18 protein-coding genes, 2 tRNA genes and 1 pseudogene are annotated in these 20,784 nt (G+C 69.1%); 14 read left to right on the forward strand and 7 right to left on the reverse strand.

The genetic code is table 11. From position 1 onward, the window contains the following. The first annotated feature begins 51 nt into the window (after positions 1-51). From gyrB to AB0435_RS00660, 5 genes are all read left to right on the forward strand, one after another. Entirely contained in the window at positions 52-2,094 is a 2,043-nt protein-coding gene (gyrB, locus tag AB0435_RS00640; protein ID WP_366002141.1) for a DNA topoisomerase (ATP-hydrolyzing) subunit B, read from the forward strand. 51 nt (positions 2,095-2,145) lie between these two features. After that, positions 2,146-4,776: a DNA gyrase subunit A gene (gene gyrA, locus AB0435_RS00645; RefSeq protein ID WP_366425846.1), complete on the forward strand. Its 2,631-nt coding sequence runs from the start codon at positions 2,146-2,148 to the stop codon at positions 4,774-4,776. 129 nt (positions 4,777-4,905) lie between these two features. Beyond that, positions 4,906-5,649 carry a DUF3566 domain-containing protein gene (locus AB0435_RS00650; protein ID WP_366425847.1) on the forward strand — a complete coding sequence of 248 codons (744 nt, stop codon included), beginning with the start codon at positions 4,906-4,908 and terminating at the stop codon, positions 5,647-5,649. Between the two features lie 72 nt (positions 5,650-5,721). After that, positions 5,722-5,795, forward strand: a tRNA-Ile gene (locus AB0435_RS00655). Between the two features lie 181 nt (positions 5,796-5,976). Then, a complete protein-coding gene (locus AB0435_RS00660) occupies positions 5,977-6,111 on the forward strand; it encodes a DLW-39 family protein (RefSeq protein ID WP_003958712.1) in 135 nt (44 codons plus the stop codon). A gap of 92 nt (positions 6,112-6,203) precedes the next feature. Here AB0435_RS00660 and AB0435_RS00665 read toward each other — a convergent pair whose 3' ends face one another. Together AB0435_RS00665 and AB0435_RS00670 are read right to left on the reverse strand one after the other, a co-directional pair. Further along, positions 6,204-7,406 (reverse strand): serine/threonine-protein kinase, encoded by a 1,203-nt coding sequence (locus AB0435_RS00665; RefSeq protein WP_366425848.1) that lies wholly within the window; start codon positions 7,404-7,406, stop codon positions 6,204-6,206. Between the two features lie 14 nt (positions 7,407-7,420). After that, on the reverse strand, positions 7,421-7,966 hold the full coding sequence (locus AB0435_RS00670; RefSeq protein WP_301894166.1) for a DNA-binding protein: 546 nt from the start codon (positions 7,964-7,966) through the stop codon (positions 7,421-7,423). A 118-nt stretch (positions 7,967-8,084) separates the two neighbouring features. Between AB0435_RS00670 and AB0435_RS00675 the strand changes: the two genes are divergently transcribed. Continuing rightward, positions 8,085-8,157, forward strand: a tRNA-Ala gene (locus AB0435_RS00675). 80 nt (positions 8,158-8,237) lie between these two features. Here the strand turns inward: AB0435_RS00675 and AB0435_RS00680 are convergent. Beyond that, a complete protein-coding gene (locus AB0435_RS00680) occupies positions 8,238-8,897 on the reverse strand; it encodes a DUF5324 family protein (protein WP_366002137.1) in 660 nt (219 codons plus the stop codon). 307 nt (positions 8,898-9,204) lie between these two features. Here AB0435_RS00680 and AB0435_RS00685 point away from each other — a divergent pair, with 307 nt between their 5' ends. After that, the gene (locus tag AB0435_RS00685) at positions 9,205-9,738 is read left to right on the forward strand and encodes a peptidylprolyl isomerase (RefSeq protein WP_366425849.1); all 534 of its coding nucleotides are present in this window, start codon (positions 9,205-9,207) and stop codon (positions 9,736-9,738) included. Between the two features lie 134 nt (positions 9,739-9,872). Continuing rightward, positions 9,873-10,748, forward strand: a complete 876-nt coding sequence (locus AB0435_RS00690) for a rhomboid family intramembrane serine protease (RefSeq protein ID WP_366002134.1) — start codon at positions 9,873-9,875, stop codon at positions 10,746-10,748. A 286-nt stretch (positions 10,749-11,034) separates the two neighbouring features. On the opposite strand, the gene crgA is transcribed toward AB0435_RS00690, so the two are convergent. Continuing rightward, on the reverse strand, positions 11,035-11,289 hold the full coding sequence (gene crgA, locus AB0435_RS00695; RefSeq protein WP_366002133.1) for a cell division protein CrgA: 255 nt from the start codon (positions 11,287-11,289) through the stop codon (positions 11,035-11,037). Positions 11,290-11,433: 144 nt separating this feature from the next. On the opposite strand from crgA, the gene AB0435_RS00700 reads away from it, so the two are divergent. From AB0435_RS00700 to AB0435_RS00725, 6 genes and pseudogenes are all read left to right on the forward strand, one after another. Then, positions 11,434-12,198 carry a DUF881 domain-containing protein gene (locus AB0435_RS00700; RefSeq protein ID WP_366002132.1) on the forward strand — a complete coding sequence of 255 codons (765 nt, stop codon included), beginning with the start codon at positions 11,434-11,436 and terminating at the stop codon, positions 12,196-12,198. A 19-nt stretch (positions 12,199-12,217) separates the two neighbouring features. Further along, positions 12,218-13,045, forward strand: coding sequence for a class E sortase (locus AB0435_RS00705; RefSeq protein ID WP_366425850.1), 828 nt, complete (start codon positions 12,218-12,220; stop codon positions 13,043-13,045). Positions 13,046-13,137: 92 nt separating this feature from the next. Then, positions 13,138-13,314: a hypothetical protein gene (locus AB0435_RS00710; protein WP_366002130.1), complete on the forward strand. Its 177-nt coding sequence runs from the start codon at positions 13,138-13,140 to the stop codon at positions 13,312-13,314. Further along, on the forward strand, positions 13,311-13,949 hold the full coding sequence (locus AB0435_RS00715; protein WP_361523992.1) for an aminodeoxychorismate/anthranilate synthase component II: 639 nt from the start codon (positions 13,311-13,313) through the stop codon (positions 13,947-13,949). Before AB0435_RS00710 ends, AB0435_RS00715 begins: the two co-directional genes overlap by 4 nt. Positions 13,950-14,011: 62 nt before the next feature. Beyond that, positions 14,012-14,869: pseudogene (locus tag AB0435_RS00720) on the forward strand (class E sortase); the annotation flags it as partial. 59 nt (positions 14,870-14,928) lie between these two features. Continuing rightward, positions 14,929-15,639 (forward strand): class E sortase, encoded by a 711-nt coding sequence (locus AB0435_RS00725; RefSeq protein ID WP_366425851.1) that lies wholly within the window; start codon positions 14,929-14,931, stop codon positions 15,637-15,639. 67 nt (positions 15,640-15,706) lie between these two features. Here AB0435_RS00725 and pknB read toward each other — a convergent pair whose 3' ends face one another. The 3 genes from pknB to AB0435_RS00740 form a co-directional block, all read right to left on the reverse strand. Then, complete coding sequence (gene pknB / locus AB0435_RS00730; protein WP_366425852.1) at positions 15,707-17,725, reverse strand: Stk1 family PASTA domain-containing Ser/Thr kinase; 2,019 nt, start codon at positions 17,723-17,725, stop codon at positions 15,707-15,709. Positions 17,726-17,887: 162 nt separating this feature from the next. Further along, a complete protein-coding gene (locus AB0435_RS00735) occupies positions 17,888-19,351 on the reverse strand; it encodes a penicillin-binding transpeptidase domain-containing protein (protein ID WP_366425853.1) in 1,464 nt (487 codons plus the stop codon). Beyond that, positions 19,348-20,763, reverse strand: a complete 1,416-nt coding sequence (locus tag AB0435_RS00740; protein WP_366002190.1) for an FtsW/RodA/SpoVE family cell cycle protein — start codon at positions 20,761-20,763, stop codon at positions 19,348-19,350. The genes AB0435_RS00735 and AB0435_RS00740 overlap by 4 nt, the downstream gene beginning before the upstream one ends. Positions 20,764-20,784: the final 21 nt, after the last annotated feature.

Here is a 20,784-nt window from a genome sequence, read left to right on the forward strand (position 1 = left end):
GCTCCTGCCTGCCCCGGGTGGGGTCTCCCCGCCGTAGGCAGGGGAAGGCCTGTGCTGTGCCAGAAAGGGCGCTTCGTGGCCGATTCCGGCAACCCCAACGAGAACATCCCTTCCACGAGCGAGGAGACCCCCACGGGCTCCCCCGCAGGTGAGGCGTCGTACGACGCCAGCGCGATCACCGTTCTGGAGGGTCTGGACGCGGTCCGCAAGCGACCCGGCATGTACATCGGCTCGACCGGTGAGCGTGGCCTGCACCACCTGGTGCAGGAGGTCGTGGACAACTCCGTCGACGAGGCCATGGCCGGTCACGCGGACACCATCGAGGTGACGATCCTCCCCGACGGCGGCGTCCGCGTCGTGGACAACGGCCGCGGCATCCCGGTCGGCATCGTCCCCTCCGAGGGCAAGCCCGCCGTCGAGGTCGTCCTCACCGTCCTGCACGCGGGCGGCAAGTTCGGCGGCGGCGGCTACGCCGTCTCCGGCGGTCTGCACGGCGTCGGCGTCTCGGTCGTCAACGCCCTGTCGACGCGCGTCGCGGTCGAGGTCAGGACCGACGGCTTCCGCTGGACGCAGGACTACAAGCTCGGCGTCCCCACGGCCCCCCTCCAGAAGAACGAGGCGACCGACGAGACGGGCACCTCCGTCACGTTCTGGGCCGACGGCGACATCTTCGAGACCACCGAGTACTCCTTCGAGACGCTCGCGCGGCGCTTCCAGGAGATGGCGTTCCTCAACAAGGGACTGCGCATCTCGCTGACGGACCTGCGCGCCGACCACGTCGACGAGGAGGGCAAGCCCCTCGCCGTGAGCTACCACTACGAAGGCGGCATCGTCGACTTCGTGAAGTACCTCAACGCCCGCAAGGGCGAGCTGATCCACCCGACCGTCATCGACATCGAGGCCGAGGACAAGGAGCGCATGCTCTCGGTCGAGATCGCGATGCAGTGGAACAGCCAGTACAGCGAAGGTGTCTACAGCTTCGCCAACACCATCCACACCCACGAGGGCGGCACCCACGAAGAGGGCTTCCGCGCCGCGCTCACCGGTCTGATCAACCGCTACGCCCGCGAGAAGAAGCTGCTTCGCGAGAAGGACGACAACCTCACGGGTGAGGACATCCGCGAGGGTCTGACCGCGATCATCTCGATCAAGCTCGGCGAGCCGCAGTTCGAGGGCCAGACGAAGACGAAGCTCGGCAACACCGAGGCGAAGACCTTCGTGCAGAAGGTCGCCCACGAGCACCTGACGGACTGGCTGGACCGCAACCCCAACGAGGCCGCGGACATCATCCGCAAGTCCATCCAGGCGGCGACCGCGCGCGTCGCGGCCCGCAAGGCCCGCGACCTCACCCGCCGCAAGGGCCTGCTGGAGTCGGCGTCGCTGCCGGGCAAGCTCAGCGACTGCCAGTCCAACGACCCGACCAAGTGCGAGATCTTCATCGTCGAGGGTGACTCCGCCGGCGGCTCGGCCAAGTCCGGCCGTAACCCGCAGTACCAGGCGATCCTCCCGATCCGCGGCAAGATCCTCAACGTCGAGAAGGCGCGGATCGACAAGATCCTCCAGAACACCGAGGTCCAGGCCCTCATCTCGGCCTTCGGCACCGGTGTGCACGAGGACTTCGACATCGCCAAGCTCCGCTATCACAAGATCATCCTGATGGCGGACGCCGACGTCGACGGTCAGCACATCAACACCCTGCTGCTCACCTTCCTCTTCCGCTTCATGCGGCCGCTGGTCGAGGCCGGTCACGTCTACCTCTCCCGTCCCCCGCTCTACAAGATCAAGTGGGGCCGGGACGACTTCGAGTACGCCTACTCCGACCGCGAGCGCGACGCGCTGATCCAGCTCGGCCGGGAGAACGGCAAGCGGATCAAGGACGACTCGGTCCAGCGCTTCAAGGGTCTCGGTGAGATGAACGCCGAGGAGCTGCGCGTCACCACCATGGACGTCGACCACCGCGTGCTCGGCCAGGTCACCCTGGACGACGCCGCGCAGGCGGACGACCTGTTCTCGGTGCTCATGGGCGAGGACGTCGAGGCACGGCGCTCCTTCATCCAGCGCAACGCCAAGGACGTCCGCTTCCTCGACATCTGAGCCTGTCGGCCCACGACAAACAGCCGCAGCGCGAAAGGACTTTGAACAGCAATGGCCGACGAGACCCCTGAGACTCCCACCGCCCCCGTGCCCGAAGTGACTCCCGAGGGCGCCGCCGCCCCGCTGGAGGGCGTCGGGATGCGCGTCGAGCCCGTCGGGCTCGAGACCGAGATGCAGCGCTCGTACCTCGACTACGCGATGAGCGTCATCGTCTCGCGTGCGCTCCCGGACGTGCGGGACGGCCTCAAGCCGGTGCACCGCCGCGTGCTCTACGCGATGTACGACGGCGGCTACCGCCCCGAGAAGGGCTTCTACAAGTGCGCCCGTGTCGTCGGTGACGTCATGGGTACGTACCACCCGCACGGTGACGCCTCGATCTACGACGCGCTCGTCCGCCTCGCCCAGCACTGGTCGATGCGGATGCCGCTGGTGGACTCCAACGGCAACTTCGGTTCCCCGGGCAACGACCCGGCCGCCGCCATGCGGTACACCGAGTGCAAGATGATGCCGCTGTCCATGGAGATGCTCCGGGACATCGACGAGGAGACCGTCGACTTCCAGGACAACTACGACGGCCGCAACCAGGAGCCGACGGTCCTGCCGGCCCGCTTCCCGAACCTGCTGATCAACGGTTCGGCGGGCATCGCGGTCGGCATGGCCACCAACATCCCGCCGCACAACCTCCGCGAGGTCGCCGAGGGCGCCCAGTGGTATCTGGCCAACCCCGAGGCGAGCTCCGAGGAGCTCCTCGAGGCGCTCATCGAGCGGATCAAGGGCCCCGACTTCCCGACCGGCGCCCTCGTGGTGGGCCGCAAGGGCATCGAGGAGGCGTACCGCACCGGCCGCGGTTCGATCACCATGCGCGCGGTCGTCGCGGTCGAGGAGATCCAGAACCGCCAGTGCCTGGTGGTCACCGAGCTGCCCTACCAGGTCAACCCGGACAACCTCGCGCAGAAGATCGCCGACCTCGTGAAGGACGGCAAGGTCGGCGGCATCGCCGACGTCCGCGACGAGACCTCCTCCCGCACGGGCCAGCGCCTGGTCGTCGTGCTCAAGCGGGACGCGGTCGCCAAGGTCGTCCTCAACAACCTCTACAAGCACACCGACCTCCAGACGAACTTCGGCGCGAACATGCTGGCGCTCGTCGACGGTGTGCCGCGCACGCTCTCGATCGACGCCTTCATCCGCAACTGGGTCACCCACCAGGTCGAGGTCATCGTCCGGCGCACCCGCTTCCGGCTGCGCAAGGCCGAGGAGCGCGCGCACATCCTGCGCGGCCTGCTCAAGGCGCTCAACGCCATTGACGAGGTCATCGCGCTGATCCGGCGCAGCGACACCGTCGAGATCGCGCGCGAGGGCCTGATGGGCCTGCTGGCGATCGACGAGGTCCAGGCCAACGCGATCCTGGAGATGCAGCTGCGCCGCCTGGCGGCCCTGGAGCACCGGAAGATCACCGCCGAGCACGACGAGCTCCAGGCGAAGATCAACGAGTACAACGCGATCCTCGCCTCGCCCGAGCGGCAGCGGATGATCATCAGCGAGGAACTGACCGCGATCGTCGAGAAGTTCGGCGACGACCGGCGCTCCAAGCTGATCCCCTTCGACGGCGACATGTCCATCGAGGACCTGATCGCCGAGGAGGACATCGTCGTCACCATCACCAACGGTGGTTACGTCAAGCGCACCAAGACCGAGGACTACCGCTCGCAGAAGCGCGGCGGCAAGGGCGTCCGGGGCACCAAGCTGAAGCAGGACGACATCGTCGACCACTTCTTCGTCTCGACCACCCACCACTGGCTGCTGTTCTTCACCAACAAGGGCCGGGTCTACCGCGCCAAGGCGTACGAGCTGCCGGACGCCGGCCGGGACGCCCGCGGTCAGCACGTGGCGAACCTGCTGGCCTTCCAGCCGGACGAGAAGATCGCCCAGATCCTCGCCATCCGCGACTACGAGGCGGCGCCCTATCTGGTGCTCGCCACCAAGTCCGGCCTGGTGAAGAAGACTCCGCTGAAGGACTACGACTCGCCCCGCTCGGGCGGTGTCATCGCCATCAACCTCCGTGAGACGGAGAGCGGCGCGGAGGACGAGCTGATCGGTGCCGAGCTGGTGTCCGCCGAGGACGACCTGCTGCTGGTCAGCAAGAAGGCACAGTCGATCCGGTTCACCGCAACGGATGAAGCTCTCCGCCCCATGGGCCGCGCGACCTCGGGCGTCAAGGGCATGAGCTTCCGCGAGGGCGACGAGCTGCTCTCGATGAACGTGGTCCGGGCCGGGACGTTCGTGTTCACCGCCACCGACGGCGGGTACGCGAAGCGGACGAACGTCGACGAGTACCGCGTCCAGGGCCGTGGTGGCCTCGGTATCAAGGCCGCCAAGATCGTGGAGGATCGTGGATCGCTGGTCGGCGCTCTGGTGGTCGAGGAGACCGACGAGATCCTCGCCATCACCCTCAGCGGTGGTGTGATCCGGACCCGGGTCAACGAGGTGCGGGAGACAGGCCGTGACACCATGGGCGTTCAGCTGATCAACTTGGGCAAGCGCGACGCCGTCGTGGGTATCGCGCGTAACGCCGAGGCCGGTCGCGAGGCTGAAGAGGTCGAGGAGTTGGCCGACGCAGCCGCGGGCGACGGGCCGCAGATGGCCGAGGGCGCGGAGCCCCCGGCCGAGGACACCGAGGAGTAAGTCGTGAGTCGAGCCACGGGCGCCGCGGCAAGCGGTGCGGGTGCCAAACCCACCACCGCCGCCCCTGCCGCAGAGAAGACCGGCGCTCGTGGCTCCGGCACGTCCGGGGCCGACTCCAAGGGGGGGACTGTGACGGACACCCGCGACCCGAAGCCCTATCACCCGCCGAAGGCGTACGAGCCGCCGGCGGAGGGTTCCGCTTCGGGTTCCGGTTCCACGAGCCCCAAGGGCTCGAAGGACGGGAAGGCGGCGAAGCCCGCCAAGGAGACGAAGAACCAGGCGACCGCCGAGGACGCAGGGAAGAGCGGCGACGCCTCCGCCGGGGAGCCGGCGGGGAAGGCCCCCGCGGCGGCCGCCAAGGCACCGGCGGCGGCTCAGGGCGCCCCGGCCTCCAAGGGTCCCGCCAAGGGCCGTCCGCCCGCTCAGCGGGCCGCGGAGGAGCAGCAGCCCAGGGCGCCCCGCCCGGCGGCTCCGGCGGCGGCAGCGGCCCGTCCCGCGCCGCGTACGCGCTCGGCACGGCTGCGGGTGGCCAAGGCCGACCCGTGGTCGGTGATGAAGGTCAGCTTCCTGCTGTCCATCGCGCTGGGCGTGTGCACGATCGTGGCGGCCGCGGTGCTGTGGACGGTCATGGACGCCATGGGGGTCATCTCCACCGTCGGCGGCACGATCAGTGACGCCACCACCTCCAGCGAGGGCGGCGGCTTCGACCTCCAGTCCTTCCTGTCGCTGCCGAACGTCCTCCTCTTCACGTCGGTCATCGCGGTGATCGACGTGGTGCTGGCGACCGCGCTGGCGACGCTGGGGGCCTTTGTCTACAACCTCTCGGCGGGCTTCGTCGGCGGCGTGGAGCTGACCCTCGCCGAGGACGAATAGCGCCGACCTGCACCGGGGGCCCGGACGATTTTGGGACTGGGCCCCAAGTGCGCTAATCTTTCGGTGTCGCGCGGGGCTATAGCTCAGACGGTTAGAGCGCTTCCCTGATAAGGAAGAGGCCACAGGTTCAAGTCCTGTTAGCCCCACCGCACGATCGGGCCGGACGGAGAATTCTCCGTCCGGCCCGATCTGTTTTCCGTGGTGGGGGAGTTGGGCCCGCGCCGGGTGTGGGGAGTGGACCGGGCACAGGTCACCGATCGGTATCGGTCGGTGTGTATCATCGGCCACCAGAGGTCCCCTTACGTCAAGGAAAGACGAGGTCGCGCGGTGAAGAAGCTCCTCCTGGTCGCACTGGCCGCCATCGGCGGGCTCCTCGTGTACCGCCAGATCCAGGCGGATCGCGCCGAGCAGGACCTGTGGACGGAGGCGACCGACTCCGTGCCCGCAGGTTCGGGTGTGTAAGACGACAGAGTCCTGACGCAGGGCCCCGGCCGCCGACGCGGTCGGGGCCCTGCTGTGTTTGCGGCAGTAAATAAAATGATTGCGAACGTGAATCAGCCCACGGTCAGCGCCCAGATGCCCACCGCGAGGCAGAGCAGCGCCACGATCAGCACCGGCACGGCGACTTTCGCAGGCGGCGGCCCGACCGTCCGGGACGGCGGGCGCGGGGCTCCGGCGGGCGGGCGCGCGGGCGCGTGCGAGGGGGGCCGTACGGGCACGGGAGGCGTCGGCGGGACGGCGGGGGCAGTCGGGGGCGCGGGGCGGCGCGTGGCGGCCGAGACGGGCGCGAAGGGCGGTTCAGGAGGCGTTCCAGGCGGCTGACCGGGCGGCAGCCGGGGCGTCGCGGGGGGGCCGGGTGCCTCGGGCGTCCCGCGCGGCTCGGGCCCTTCGGGGCCGAACCCCGGTGGCAGCGGCCCCAGATGGTCGAAGACCTCGATCGGTTCCTCGTCCGGCCCCGGCCCGCCCATCAGCTCCACGGCCTCGGCCAGTGCCTTCCGGGCGCCCGTGGCCGTACGGAACCGCATGCACGGGTCGGGCTGCAGCAGACTCGCGAGCACATGCCAGAGCGGTTCCGGTACGCCCTCCGGCGCGGTCGGTGTGCCGTGCTCCAGGAATCTCCGCACCAGCGCTTCCGCGTCGGGTTTGCGGCCGGTGAGGAGATAGAGGGCCATCAGTCCGACGGCGAAGAGGTCCGCGGGGAAGTCGGGCTCGTCACCCAGCATTTGCTCGGGCGCGAAATAACCGGGCGTCCCCATCACATAGTTGGTGTCCGTCAGCCTCGGCTCGCCCTTGCGCATGGCGATCCCGAAGTCGGAGAGCCGCACGTGCGGGCGGCCCGTACCGGTCGCCTCCAAAAGGACGTTGGCCGGTTTGATGTCCCGGTGCACCACCCCCTCCGTATGCACCGCCGACAGGCCGGACAGCAGCTGATCGAGCACGAGACATACGAAATACGGCGGTAACGGGCCGTAGTCACCGATGAGATGGGCCAGCGAACCGCCGCGCACCACATCCATGGTGAACAGCACCTTGTCGTCGTCCGCCGCCCAGCTCATCGGCGCCAGCACATGGGGGTGGTCGATGCGCAGACCCTGCTCGCGGACGAATCTCAGCAGGGTGTGGGCATCGCTCTGCTGAAGCACCTTCGCCGCCACATAGCGCCGCCTGCGGTGGTCCCAGGCCCGCCAGACGGCTCCCACCCCGCCCCGCCCGATCGGGTCGACCAGCTCGTACCGCCCCGCGAAGACCTCACCCATCGCGTTCGCGTCGGTCAGCTCTGGTGCGCCTCGTAGTGGGCGACCGCCTCGGCGGTGCGCCCGGCGCCGTACACCCGCAGGAACTCGGCCAGTTCGGGGTGGGTGGGGGCGAGGGTCTGCGCGGCGTCGATGATGTCGCCCGCGCCGGCCACCGAGCGCAGCAGCGACTGGATCTCGCGCACCACGCGCCGCACGGTCGGTGCGCCGCTGCTGGCCGTGGTCTGGGTGGAGTTGAGGACCGAGCCGCCCGAGCTCTTCTTGACCTCCTCCATCCGGTCGGCGGCCTCGGCGGCGCTCACGCTGCCGTCGGCGACCTGGCTGGAGAGCTCCTGGAGGGCCTGCACCCGCTGCACCACCGCGGGGTTGCCGATCTTCGCCCGCTGACCGCTCATCAGCTGCGAGAGCATGGGCGCCGACAGGCCGAGAACGGAGGCGAGACGGGCCTGGTTGAGGCCGAGATCGTCGATGAGACGGCGGAACAGCGCCCCCAGGGGCTCTCCGTACCAGCTCCGCTGGAGCTCCCGTGCGCGGGCGGTGGCTTCCTGCTGTGCTGCGTCCATCTCGCTCTCCCCTTCGCTTCGCTGCCGCGAATCTTGCGGTGCATCCTACGGAGAGTGGTGGGTCGCGGCGATACCCGGTCGGGAAAGGAGGCCGTCACCGGGTATCCTGAGCGGCGAAGGGGCCTTAGCTCAGTTGGTAGAGCGCCGTCTTTGCATGGCGGATGTCAGGAGTTCGACTCTCCTAGGCTCCACGGGAAAAAGCCGCGAGGCGGGAGACCGATCGGTCTCCCGCCTCGCGGCTTTTCGTCTGTCCTGCCGGCGCCGGCCCAGGTCAGATGCGGTCGTCGCGCTCCTCGGCGGTGTCCTCCGCGAGGTCTTCCCGGTCCTGCTTGGCCTGCACGTCGGGGTCGAGGGAGGCGGAGCTGCCGTCCACCGAGCTCAGCGGGTTCCGGTCGGAGACCTCGGTGGGGGCGGGCGGCTCGACCAGCCAGTCCGGGTTGGCCTGCTTGTCCCACCACTTCCAGGCGGCGTACGCGCCTCCCGCCAGCAGCCCCAGGAGGACGAAGCGCTTGGCGGCCCGGCCCGCTCGGCAGCGGCGGCCGCGCTTGGCCATCAGCTTCTCGATGTCGGCGGCGGACACCTGGCCGCGCAGCGCGGCCATCGCCGCGGCGCCCCGGGCGACGGCCTCGTCGCGCACCGGCTCGGCGGCGGCGCGGGCCCGGGCGGCGGCCTGGTCGACCTTCGGAGGCAGGGACTCGCGGACGTGCTCCAGGCGCGGGGCCAGGTGCGCGTGGTACTGCTCGCCCGCGCTGCTGCGGGCCTGTCGTGTGGCGGCCGAGACCTTGGGAGCGAGCCGGGTGCGGGTTTCGTGCGCGTAGTGCACGGCGGCGTCCCTGGCCGTGCCGGCGTAGGGCGCCACCACTTCCGCGGCGTGCCGCACGCTGTCCTTCGCCGTGCAGGTCGCGGCGCGCACGCTGTCTTTGCGGGTCACGAGAACCTCCTCCTCGGTGGCGTGTGTTTTGTCGCCTTTCCACCCAGTGGAAAATCATGCCTGCCGGTGGGCGGTCCGGCACCTGCGAGCGGGCATCCGGGTCATCGAGCGGGGCTCCGGCACCGGGCACACCGGTGAACGCCAGTAGGCATCAATGAGCACCGAGAGGGCATCAGCGGGTTACGAAGAGCTTCGATCGACAATGCCACGATTTCGCGCCGCGCGAGGGCGTTTGCCCGCTACTCGGCGCGAAGCCGTCCGTGCGAGGATCGGTAGCCGTCCGGCGAAGACTTACGGAAGGTAGAACGTGGCCGAGCAGCTGTACGCCACCCTGAAGACCACCCAGGGCGACATCGAGATCCGGCTGCTGCCGGACCACGCGCCCAAGACGGTGCGGAACTTCGTCGAGCTCGCCAAGGGCGAGCGGGAGTGGGTCAACCCGCAGACCGGCCAGAAGTCCACGGACAAGCTCTACGACGGCACGGTCTTCCACCGCGTCATCCAGGGCTTCATGATCCAGGGCGGCGACCCGCTGGGCAACGGCACCGGCGGCCCGGGCTACACCTTCGCGGACGAGTTCCACCCCGATCTCGCCTTCACCAGGCCCTATCTGCTGGCCATGGCCAACGCGGGCCCGGGCACCAACGGCTCGCAGTTCTTCATCACGGTGTCGCCCACCGTCTGGCTCACCGGCAAGCACACGATCTTCGGCGAGGTCAGCGGCGAGGCCGGGCGCAAGGTCGTCGACGCCATCGCCAACACCGCGACCACCGGGCGCACCGACCGCCCGGTGGAGGATGTCGTGATCGAGTCGGTCGTCGTCGAGTCCCGCAAGGCCTGACGTCACCTTCCGAGTCGTTGGCCTCACCCTTACGAGGCGTGGCTTCCGGGAACCCGGCGCCCTGCTCGTCCGTATGACGGGCGGGGCCGCGCGTCACCGACAAGGCCCGCCCGTGACAGGCACAAGGGGAACGCATGAACGACCAGGCTCTCGGCTGCTATCGGCACCCGGACCGGGAGACAGGCATCCGCTGCACCCGCTGTGAGCGGCCGATCTGCCCGCAGTGCATGGTCAGCGCATCGGTCGGTTTCCAGTGCCCGGAGTGCGTCGGCGGCCATGCCGGGAGCGCGGGCCAGGGCGCGCCGCCGTCGCGTGCCAGTGCCCCGCGCACGGTCACGGGCGCCGTCCACGCGTCCGACCCCCGCCTGGTGACCAAGATCCTCCTCGGTCTCAACGTGGCCCTGTGGATCGTGGTGATGATCGCGGGCGACCGGCTCGTGGAGGGCCTGGAGCTGTTCGGCAGAGCGCGGCTGACCTTCGGCGGTCCGGTCGAGGGCGTCGCGGAAGGCCAGTGGTACCGCCTGCTGACATCGGTGTTCCTGCACCAGGAGCCGATGCACATCGCGTTCAACATGCTCTCGCTGTGGTGGCTCGGGCCCCCGCTGGAGGCCGCGCTCGGCCGCGCCCGCTATCTGACGCTCTATCTGCTGGCCGGTCTGGGCGGCTCCGCGCTGACCTTCGTGGTCGCCGATCCGGCCCAGCCCTCGCTCGGCGCCTCCGGAGCGATCTTCGGTCTGCTGGGTGCGACGGCCGTGCTGATGCGGCGGCTGAACTACGACATGCGGCCCGTCGTCGCGCTGCTCGTGCTCAATCTGATCTTCACCTTCGCCTGGTCGAACATCGCCTGGGAGGCACACATCGGCGGCCTGGTGGTGGGCACCGCCGTGGCGTACGGCCTGGTGCACGCCCCGAGGGACAAGCGGGTGCTGGTGCAGCGGGCGACCTGCGGGCTGGCGCTGCTGGTGATCGTGGGGACCGTGGTGGTCCGGACGCTTCAGCTCACCGGGTGATCTTTTCCTCAAGAGGTCCCAGGCGCCGGTGAGCCGGGTTGTCCACAGCGCGTGCGGGATCTTGTGCATGCCGTGGGGAACAGCTGTCCGGCATCGCACAGAGCTACGTTTCCGCTGGGTGGGGCCCTGTGACCCGTGCTACACCGCGTCGGTGATCAGTCACACCGGTGTCAATGCCGGGGAAGTTATCCACAGATCTTCTGAGTTTTTCCCCACTGTGGACGAGCTTGTGGATAACTCCCCGGAAGGCCGACCGGAGGGCTTGCGCGAAGCCCGGGTGCGACCCCTACTTCCACTGCGTGGAGACCACGAACCCCGCGGCGATGAAGCCGAAGCCGACCACGATGTTCCAGTTGTGCAGCGACTCGACCGGCATATCGCCACTGGTCACGTAGAAGACGACGATCCACGCCAGCCCGATCAGGAACATCGCCAGCATCAGCGGGGCGACCCAACCGCGGCCGCTGCTCAGCTTGATGTTCTGTTGCTTCGCCTGCGGTGGCGTGAAGTCGTCCTTCTTGCGGATCCGTGACTTCGGCACGAGGAACTCTCCTGTCGATGCGCTGCGTGACCGCGCTGGGGATACAAGGGCTGGCCGCCGAGTCGGGAAGCGCCGGGAACGCTCCCTTCCCCCGGGCGTCCGTTAGCGTAGTGCTTCCGCGGCGTCGGAGAGGATAAGGGTACGTTGAGCAATTCTGCGGACTCCACCAGCACGCCTTCCCGGCGATTCCGGCCGGTGCGGCTGCTGACCGGCGGGGTCTTCGCGCTCGCCGGCCTCATCTTCTGGACGAGCTTCAACACCGCGCACGGCACCAACATCCGCACCGACGACTCGATGCTCCGGCTGTCCGACCTCATCCAGGAACGCAGCCGCAAGAACGCCGACCTGGACGACAGCGCCGCGGGCATGCGCTCGCAGGTCGACGCCCTCGCCCGGCGCGACAACGGCAACAGCGCCGCCGAGAACAAGAAGCTCGCCGACCTGGAAGCGGACGCGGGCACCAGCAAGATCCAGGGCACGGGCCTCTCGGTCACCCTCACCGACGCGCCGCCCAACGCCACCCCGCGGATCCCCGGCGTCCCCGACCCGCAGCCGAACGACCTGGTGATCCATCAGCAGGACCTCCAGGCCGTGGTCAACGCCCTGTGGCAGGGCGGTGCCAAGGGCATCCAGGTCATGGACCAGCGGCTGATCTCGACCAGCGCCGTCCGCTGCGTCGGCAACACCCTCATCCTCCAGGGCCGGGTCTACTCCCCGCCGTACAAGGTGACCGCCGTCGGCGACCGCGGCGCCCTGCGCAAGGCCCTGGACGGCTCGCCCGCGATCCAGAACTACCTGCAGTACGTGACGGCGTACGGCCTCGGCTGGAAAGTCGACCAGCACGACGCGGTGACTCTTCCCGGCTACTCGGGCACAGTGGATCTCCACTACGCCAAGCCCATGGGGTAACCCGGGAGGGGGTCGGCCGATGAGCGCGAGACTCGTCGTCCGGACACTCAGCGAGCTGTGCGTCACCATCGGCACTCTGATCGTCCTGCTGGTGGTCTACGTCCTCTACTGGACCGGCGTGCGGGCGGACAGCGCGATGGACGGCGAGCTGGACCGTCTCCACGAACGCTGGTCGACCGCCGCACCGCCGACGGAGCGGCCGACGGACGGGCCGAGCGCGCAGCCGGCGGGGCAAGCACCGGGACAGGCACCGGGGCAAGCACCGGGACCAGCGGCGGGTCAGCCGGCGGGAGGGGCGACGGAGTCGGCGGCGGCACCACCGGAGGGTGGGCGGAGCGACAGCGGTGAAACGGTTCCGCAGCGGCCCTCCGCCTACGTCCCCGGGGACGCCTTCGCCGTCATGTACATCCCCCGCCTCGGCTCCGGCTGGGCCAAGCCCGTCCTCCAGGGCACCTCCACCGCGATCCTCAAGAAGGGCCTCGGGCACTACGACCGGACCGCCGGGCTCGGCGAGACGGGCAACTTCGCGGTCGCCGGGCACCGCCGCACCTACGGGGACCCCCTCAAGGACCTCCCCGAACTGCGCTCCGGTGACGCGGTGGTGCTGACCGACGGCACGACGTGGTTCACCTACCGCGTCGACGGCGCCCCCTACAAGACCCGCCCCGACGACATCGGCGTCATCGACCCCGTGCCCGCCGAGTCCGGCTACCGCGGGCCCGGCCGCTATCTCACCCTCACCACCTGCGAACCCGAGTGGGGCCACAGCCACCGGCTGATCGTCTGGGCCCACCTGGACGCCACCCGCCCGGTCGCCGAGGGCAAGCCGAAGGCTTTGCTCAGCTGACCCACCCGGCTCTCCCGCGCCCCTTACCCTGGTGCTGCAAATCGATACTCCATCGACCTGTATCGACTACGTCATCGGCAAGTGGGGACAGCATGTACGGCTGGATCTGGCGGCATCTGCCGGGCAACGCATGGGTGCGGGCACTGATCTCGCTGCTGCTCGTGCTGGCGATCGTCTACGTCCTGTTCCAGTACGTCTTCCCCTGGGCGGAACCGCTGCTGCCGTTCAACGATGTGACGGTCGACAACGGAATGGCGGTCAACCGGTGAGTGCGCGCATCCTCGTCGTGGACAACTACGACAGCTTCGTCTTCAACCTCGTGCAGTACCTCTACCAACTCGGCGCCGAATGCGAGGTCCTGCGCAACGACGAGGTCGAACTGAGCCATGCCCAGGACGGCTTCGACGGCGTGCTCCTGTCGCCCGGTCCGGGCGCGCCCGAGCAGGCCGGCGTCTGCATCGACATGGTGCGGCACTGCGCCGCGACGGGCGTACCGGTCTTCGGCGTGTGCCTGGGCATGCAGTCGATGGCCGTCGCGTACGGCGGTGTCGTCGGCCGGGCCCCCGAGCTGCTGCACGGCAAGACCTCGCTGGTGACGCACGGCGGCTCCGGCGTCTTCCAGGGCCTGCCCTCGCCCTTCACGGCCACCCGCTACCACTCGCTCGCCGTCGAGCGCGAGAACTGGCCGGACGAGCTGGAGATCACGGCCTGGACGGAGTCGGGCATCGCGATGGGCCTGCGCCACCGTGACCTGCCGGTCGAGGGCGTCCAGTTCCACCCCGAGTCGGTGCTCACCGAGTGGGGCCACCGGATGCTCGCCAACTGGCTGGTGACGTGCGGTGACAAGGACGCGGTGGAGCGCTCCGCGGGGCTCGCCCCGGTGGTGGGCAAGGCCGGGGCGTGACCACGCTCCGCCCCGAACCGGCCCCCAGGGTCGTATCGCAGCCGCTGCCGCCCGAGGACCACGCGACCATGGAGTTGCGCAGGGTGGACGCCGTGGTTCCGGCGCAGGCGGTACGACCCGGCGGCCGGGCCGAGCGGCGGAAGGCGGCACACAAGGCTCAGAAGGCCCGTAGGACGCACAGATCACACAAGGCGCAGCGGAGCCCCCAGGCGGCGGCCGCGGCCCGGGTGGCGCCCAGGGAGAGCCTCGGCGTTCTGCTGTGCCGCCTGATGGGCGAGCTGTTCATCACCGCCGGCGCCCTGATGCTGCTGTTCGTCGCGTATCAGCTGTGGTGGACGAACGTGATAGCCCATCAGCAGGCGGGCGGCGCGGCCAAGCACCTCCAGAGGACCTGGGACAAGGGCGCCGGCGTGGACCGGGACGCGGGAGCGTTCTCGCCCGGCGAGGGCTTCGCGATCATCTACATCCCCGCGCTGGACGTGAAGGCCCCGATCGCCGAGGGCACCGGCAAGCACCAGGTCCTGGACCGGGGCATGGTCGGCCACTACGGCGAGAAGCCGCTGAAGACCGCGATGCCCTGGGACAAGCAGGGGAACTTCGCGCTGGCGGGCCATCGCAACACCCATGGCGAGCCGTTCCGGTACGTCAACCGACTGAAGCCCGGCGACAAGATCGTCGTGGAGACGCGGAGCACCTTCTACACCTATGAGATGACCAGCCGCCTGGAACAGACGTCTCCGGAGAATGTCACGGTCATCGCACCCGTACCCAAGGGTTCGGGGTTCACGGCGCCCGGCCGCTACATCACGCTCACGACCTGCACGCCGGAATTCACCAGTACGTACCGCATGATCGTCTGGGGCAAGATGGTCGACGAGCGGCCCCGGAGCAAGGGCAAGCCGGACGCCCTCGTCGAGTGAACGAGTTGACGGCACAAAGCGGCACAGCGGAACAGTGGAACGAAACGGGGTACGGCGCGGTGGCACGGAACGACGACGGTGAGCCACGGCGGCGGGTGCCCGCCCGGAGGCGGATCGCCGCCACCGTCGGAGTGATCGGCGAGCTGCTGATCACCGCGGGCGTGCTCATGGCCCTCTTCGTCGTCTACTCCCTGTGGTGGACGAACGTCCTCGCCGACCGCGAGGCGAAGCGGCAGGGCAACCACGTGCGCGACACCTGGGCCAAGCCGGGGCCGGGCGCCCTCGACACCAAGGACGGCATCGGCTTCCTGCACGTGCCGTCGATGAAGAACGGCGAGGTGCTCGTCAAGGGCGGCACCGGCACCGACGTCCTCAACGAGGGCGTCGCCGGCTTCTACCGCGACCCCGTGAAGGCCGCGATGCCCTGGGACAAGCAGGGCAACTTCACCCTGGCGGCGCACCGCGACGGGCACGGCGCGAAGTTCCACAACATCGACAAGATCAAGACCGGTGACGCGGTCGTCTTCGAGACGCGCGACGTCTGGTACGTCTACAAGGTCTACGCCGAGCTGAAGCAGACCTCGAAGTACGACGTGGACGTCCTCGACGCCGTGCCGAAGGAGTCCGGGAAGACGAAGCCGGGCCGCTATCTGACCCTGACGACCTGCACCCCGGTCTACACCTCGGACTACCGCTACATCGTCTGGGCGGAGCTCGACCATACGGAGAAGGTCGACAGCGCGCGGACGAAGCCGAAGGAACTGCGCTGACACGAACGCCGGAGGGGCTGGAAAATTCCAGCCCCACCGGCGTTTGAGAACAGCCTCTCGCAGAAGGTCAGTGGCGGCGTCCGCCGGTGAACCCGCCGATGAAGCCGGTGTCACCACCGGTGTCCCCCGGCCGACCCGTGTCACCGTTCGCCCCGCCCGGCGCTCCCGCCAGCGTGAAGAGGTTGACCGGCGTGTTCTTGTCGAGCTGGGTGCCGGCGGCCGGGGCGGACGCGATCACGGTCGCGTTGTCGTCCTGCGGGCCGGAGACGTTGCCGACCTTCAGACCCGCGTCCGTCAGCGCCTTCTTCGCGTCCTTGAGCTTCTGGTTGCTCAGCGCGGGCACGGTCGCCTTCTGGTTCGCCTTCGCCTTGGCGACGGTCAGGGTGACCGTGGAGCCGGGCTTGGCGTTGGTGTTGCCGTCGGGGCTCTGCCGGAGGACGGTGCCCGGCTGCTGGTCCGCCTCCTCCTCCTGCTTGTTCACCACGAAGCCGAGGTCCGACAGCTGCTTGCTCGCCGCGTCGAAGGCCTGGCCGACCACGGACGGCACCTGCTTTGCCTGCTGGGCCGCGGCGACCGTGAGCGTGACCTTGGAGCCCTTGTCGGCCTTGGTGAGGCCCTTGGGGTCCTGGTCCATGACGCTGCCCGCGGTGGCGCTGTCGGTGACGGTCGTCTTCACGTCGACGGTGAAGCCCTTGTCCTCCAGGATCTGGCGGGCCTTGTCGGCCTGCTTCTCCGTGACGTCCGGGACCTCGATCTGCTCGGCGCCCGAGGAGACGGTCACCTTGACCTCGCCGCCCCGGTCGACCTTGCCGCCGTCCTTGGGGTCCTGGGCACAGATCTTGCCCTTGTCCTGGTCACACGGCTTCGAATCGCTCTGGACGACCTTGAAGTCGCCGTTGACGCCCTGCTGCTGGGCGTCCTTGAGCGTCTGCCCGACGAGGTTGGGCACGCTCACCTGGGAGCTGTTGGAGTTCCCGCCGAACAGCGACTTGCCGATGAAGATCGCGCCGACGAGCACCAGGATGCCCGCGATGATCAGCAGGATCGTGGAGAGGCTGCTCTTCCTGCCGCCCCCGCCGCGCCTGCGGCCGCTGTCGTCGTACCCGCCGAAGCCCCCGTCGTCGTCGCGCACCGGCGGCAGCATGGACGTCTGTCCGGCGCCGTGGTCCTGCGGACGGAGCATGGTGGTCGGCTGGTCCTCGCCGTAGCCGGCGGGCCGGTACGCGCCCGCGGCGGCCGCCACCGGCTGGCCCTCCAGGGCGGCCTCGATGTCGGCCCGCATCTCGTCGGCCGACTGGTAGCGGTAGTCCGGGGCCTTGGCCAGCGCCTTGAGGACGATGGCGTCCATCTCGGGCGTGATCTCGGGGTCGTGGACGCTCGGCGGGTTCGGCTCTTCCCGTACGTGCTGGTAGGCGACGGCCACCGGGGAGTCGCCGATGAACGGGGGCCGCACCGCCAGCAGCTCGTAGAGCAGGCAGCCGGTGGAGTAGAGGTCGGAACGCGCGTCGACCTGCTCGCCCTTGGCCTGCTCCGGGGAGAGGTACTGGGCGGTGCCGATGACGGCCGCGGTCTGCGTCATCGTCATGCCGGAGTCACCCATGGCGCGGGCGATGCCGAAGTCCATGACCTTGACCTGGCCGGTGCGCGTCAGCATGACGTTCGCGGGCTTGATGTCGCGGTGGACGATGCCGGCCCGGTGCGAGTACTCCAGCGCCTGGAGGACGCCGATGGTCATCTCCAGTGAGCGCTCGGGCAGCAGCTTCCGGCCGGAGTGCAGCAGCTCGCGCAGGGTGGACCCGTCGACGTACTCCATGACGATGTACGGGATCGAGACCCCGTCCACGTAGTCCTCGCCGGTGTCGTAGACGGCGACGATCGACGGGTGGTTGAGCGAGGCGGCCGACTGGGCCTCACGGCGGAACCGGGCCTGGAAGGACGGATCGCGGGCGAGGTCCACCCGCAGCGTCTTCACGGCGACGGTGCGGCCGAGCCGGGTGTCGTGGGCGAGATAGACCTCGGCCATACCACCGCGGCCGAGCACCGAGCCCAGCTCGTACCGGCCGCCGAGGCGACGCGGCTCTTCCATAGCTCCAGCCCTTCCGTTTTCCTGACCGCACCGGCGTGGGTCCGGCGGTGTGCTGTCCGGGCTTACCGTACCCGGCACGCTGCGCCCCTTCCGGGCGCCACCGTCACCCGATACACGACCGGTACCGTCAGCTGCGGCGCACGGCTGGTGGGGTGAGCGGCGTCACTTCGACGTCTTGAGCACGGCCTCCATGACGTTCTTGGCGATCGGCGCGGCGAGCGCGCCACCGGCGACGTCGTCACGCGCGGTGCTGTCGTCGCCTTCGACGACCACGGCGACTGCGACGGGCGAGCCGTTGTCGGTCTTGGCGTAGGAGATGAACCAGGCGTAGGGCTTGCCGCTGTTGTCGACACCGTGCTGGGCGGTGCCGGTCTTGCCGCCGACCGTGACGCCGGAGACGTCGTCGATCTTCGCGCTGGTGCCGGTGCCGTTCTCGACCACGGTCTCCATCATCGACTGGATCTTCTGCGCGTTCGGCGCGGAGAGCGGCTGCGCCATCTCCTTGGGCTGGTGCGTCTCGATCACGTTGAGGTTCGGGGCGCGCACCTTGTCGACCATGTACGGCTCCATGAGCTTGCCGTTGTTGGCGATCGCGGAGACGACCATGGCCATCTGGAGCGGGGTGGCGCGGTTGGACGCCTGGCCGATGCCGTCCATGGCGTTCTGCGGCCGGTCGTCCTTGGGGTAGACGCTCTTCTCGGCGCGTACGGGCGTGAGGAGCTCGCTGTTGAAGCCGAACTTCTCCGCTTCCTTCTTCATCTTGTCGTTGCCGAGGTCGGCGCTCATCTTGCCGAAGACGGTGTTGCAGGAGATCCGCAGAGCCTCGCGCATGGTGGCGTTCTCACACTGGATGCTGCCTTCGTTCTTCAGCTCGGTGGCGGAGTCCGGAAGGACGTACTTGTTCGGCGTCTGGGTCTTCTGGTCCGGGTCCGAGTAGAGCCCGTTCTCCAGCGCCGCCGCCGCGGTGACGACCTTGAACGTCGAACCGGGCGGGTAGGTGGCCCGCAGCGCCCGGTTGAGCATCGGCTGGTTCTTGTCCTTCTCCAGCGCCGTCCACGCCGCGCTGTCGTTCGCGCCCGCGATCTTCGACGGGTCGTACGACGGGGTGGATGCCAGGGCCAGGATCTTGCCCGTGCGCGGGTCGAGGGCGGCGACCGCGCCGCGCTTGTCACCGAGGCCCTTGAAGGCGGCCTCCTGGGCCTTGGCGTTGAGGGTGGTGATCACGTCGCCACCCTTCTGGCCCTTGCCCGTGAGCATGTCGACGGTGCGGTTGAAGAACAGCTTGTCGTCGTCGCCGGTCAGGATCTTGTCGTAGAGCTTCTCCAGCTGGGAGCCGTCGAAGACCTGCGAGCTGTAGCCGGTGACCGGCGCCCACATCTCGCCGTTCTTGTAGGTCCGCTTGTACTTGTAGTCGATGCCGTTGGTCTCGGCCGAGCCGGTCACTTCCTGGCCGTCGACGATGATGTTGCCGCGCGGCTGGCTGTAACGGGCGATCGCGACCCGGTGGTTGTGCTTGTTGGTCTTGAGCTCGTCCGCCTGGACGAACTGGAGCCAGTTGTCGCGCAGCAGCAGGGCCAGCACGAGCAGCCCGCAGAAGATCGCGATCCGGCGCACGGGCTTGTTCACGGTCGGACCACCTGGGTCATCTCGGCGTCGGGGGAGGGAGCGGGCGCCGGCGCGGGGCGGCGCGCGGTGTCGCTGATCTTGATGAGGATGGCGATCAGGGCCCAGTTGGCGATGACGGAGGAGCCGCCGGCTGCCATGAACGGCAGGGTCATACCGGTCAGCGGGATGAGGCCCATGACGCCGCCCGCGACGACGAAGACCTGGATGCCGAAGGCCGCCGACAGGCCGCACGCGAGCAGCTTGCCGAAGGGGTCACGCGCGGCCAGGGCCGTGCGCACACCGCGTTCGACGATGACCGCGTAGATCATCAGGATCGCCATGGTGCCGGCCAGGCCGAGCTCCTCGCCGACGGTGCCGAGGATGAAGTCGGAGTTGGCGGCGAAGCCGATGAGGTCGGAGTAGCCCTGGCCCCAGCCCGAGCCGAAGACGCCACCGGAGCCGAAGGCCATCAGCGCCTGCGAGATCTGCTCGCTGGCCGCGGACTTGCCCCAGCCGCCGAACGGGTCCAGCCAGGCGTTCACACGGGCCTGGACGTGCGGCTCGAAGGTGGCGACGCCGACGGCACCGGCCGCGGACATCAGCAGGCCGAAGACGATCCAGCTGGTGCGCTCGGTCGCGACGTAGAGCATCACGACGAACATGCCGAAGAACAGCAGCGAGGTGCCGAGGTCGGTCTCGAAGACGAGGATGAGGATGCTGAACGCCCAGACGGCCAGGATCGGACCGAGGTCGCGGCCGCGCGGCAGATAGATCCCCATGAAGCGGCGGCTGGCCAGGGCCAGGGCGTCGCGCTTCACCATCAGATAGCCCGCGAAGAAGATCGCCAGGATGATCTTCGCGAACTCGCCCGGCTGGATCGAGCCCAGGCCCGGCAGGGTGATCCAGATGCGCGCGCCGAACTTCGCCGGGAAGAAGACCGGGGCGATCAGCAGGGCCAGCGCGGCCGCCATCGAGATGTAGGTGTAGCGCTGGAGGATGCGGTGGTCCTTCAGGAAGATCACCACGGCGACGAAGAGCCCGATGCCCAGCGCCGAGTACATCAGCTGGTTGGGCGCCGACGCGACGTACTTGAAGCCCTGGTTCTTGGCGAGGTTGGCCAGCCGCGGCGACTGGTCCAGCCGCCAGATCAGGACGAGGCCGAGCCCGTTGAGCAGCGTGGCCATCGGCAGCAGCAGCGGGTCCGCGTACTTGGCGAACTTGCGGATGACGAGGTGGCCGACGCCGGCGAGCAGGCCGAGGCCCAGGCCGTAGCCGAGCATGCCCGAGGGCATCTCACCGCTGAGGGCGAGGCCCACGTTGGCGTACGCGAAGCAGGGGATGATCACCGCGAAGGCGAGCAGCGCCAGTTCGGTGTTGCGTCTGCTGGGCGGGCCGACCGTGCTGATCGTGGTGGTGTTGCTGATACCCGGCATGGATGACATGGCTGACATGAG

Origin of the sequence: Streptomyces sp. NPDC051173 (assembly GCF_040689515.1) — a bacterium.
Taxonomy (GTDB): Bacteria; Actinomycetota; Actinomycetes; order Streptomycetales; family Streptomycetaceae; genus Streptomyces.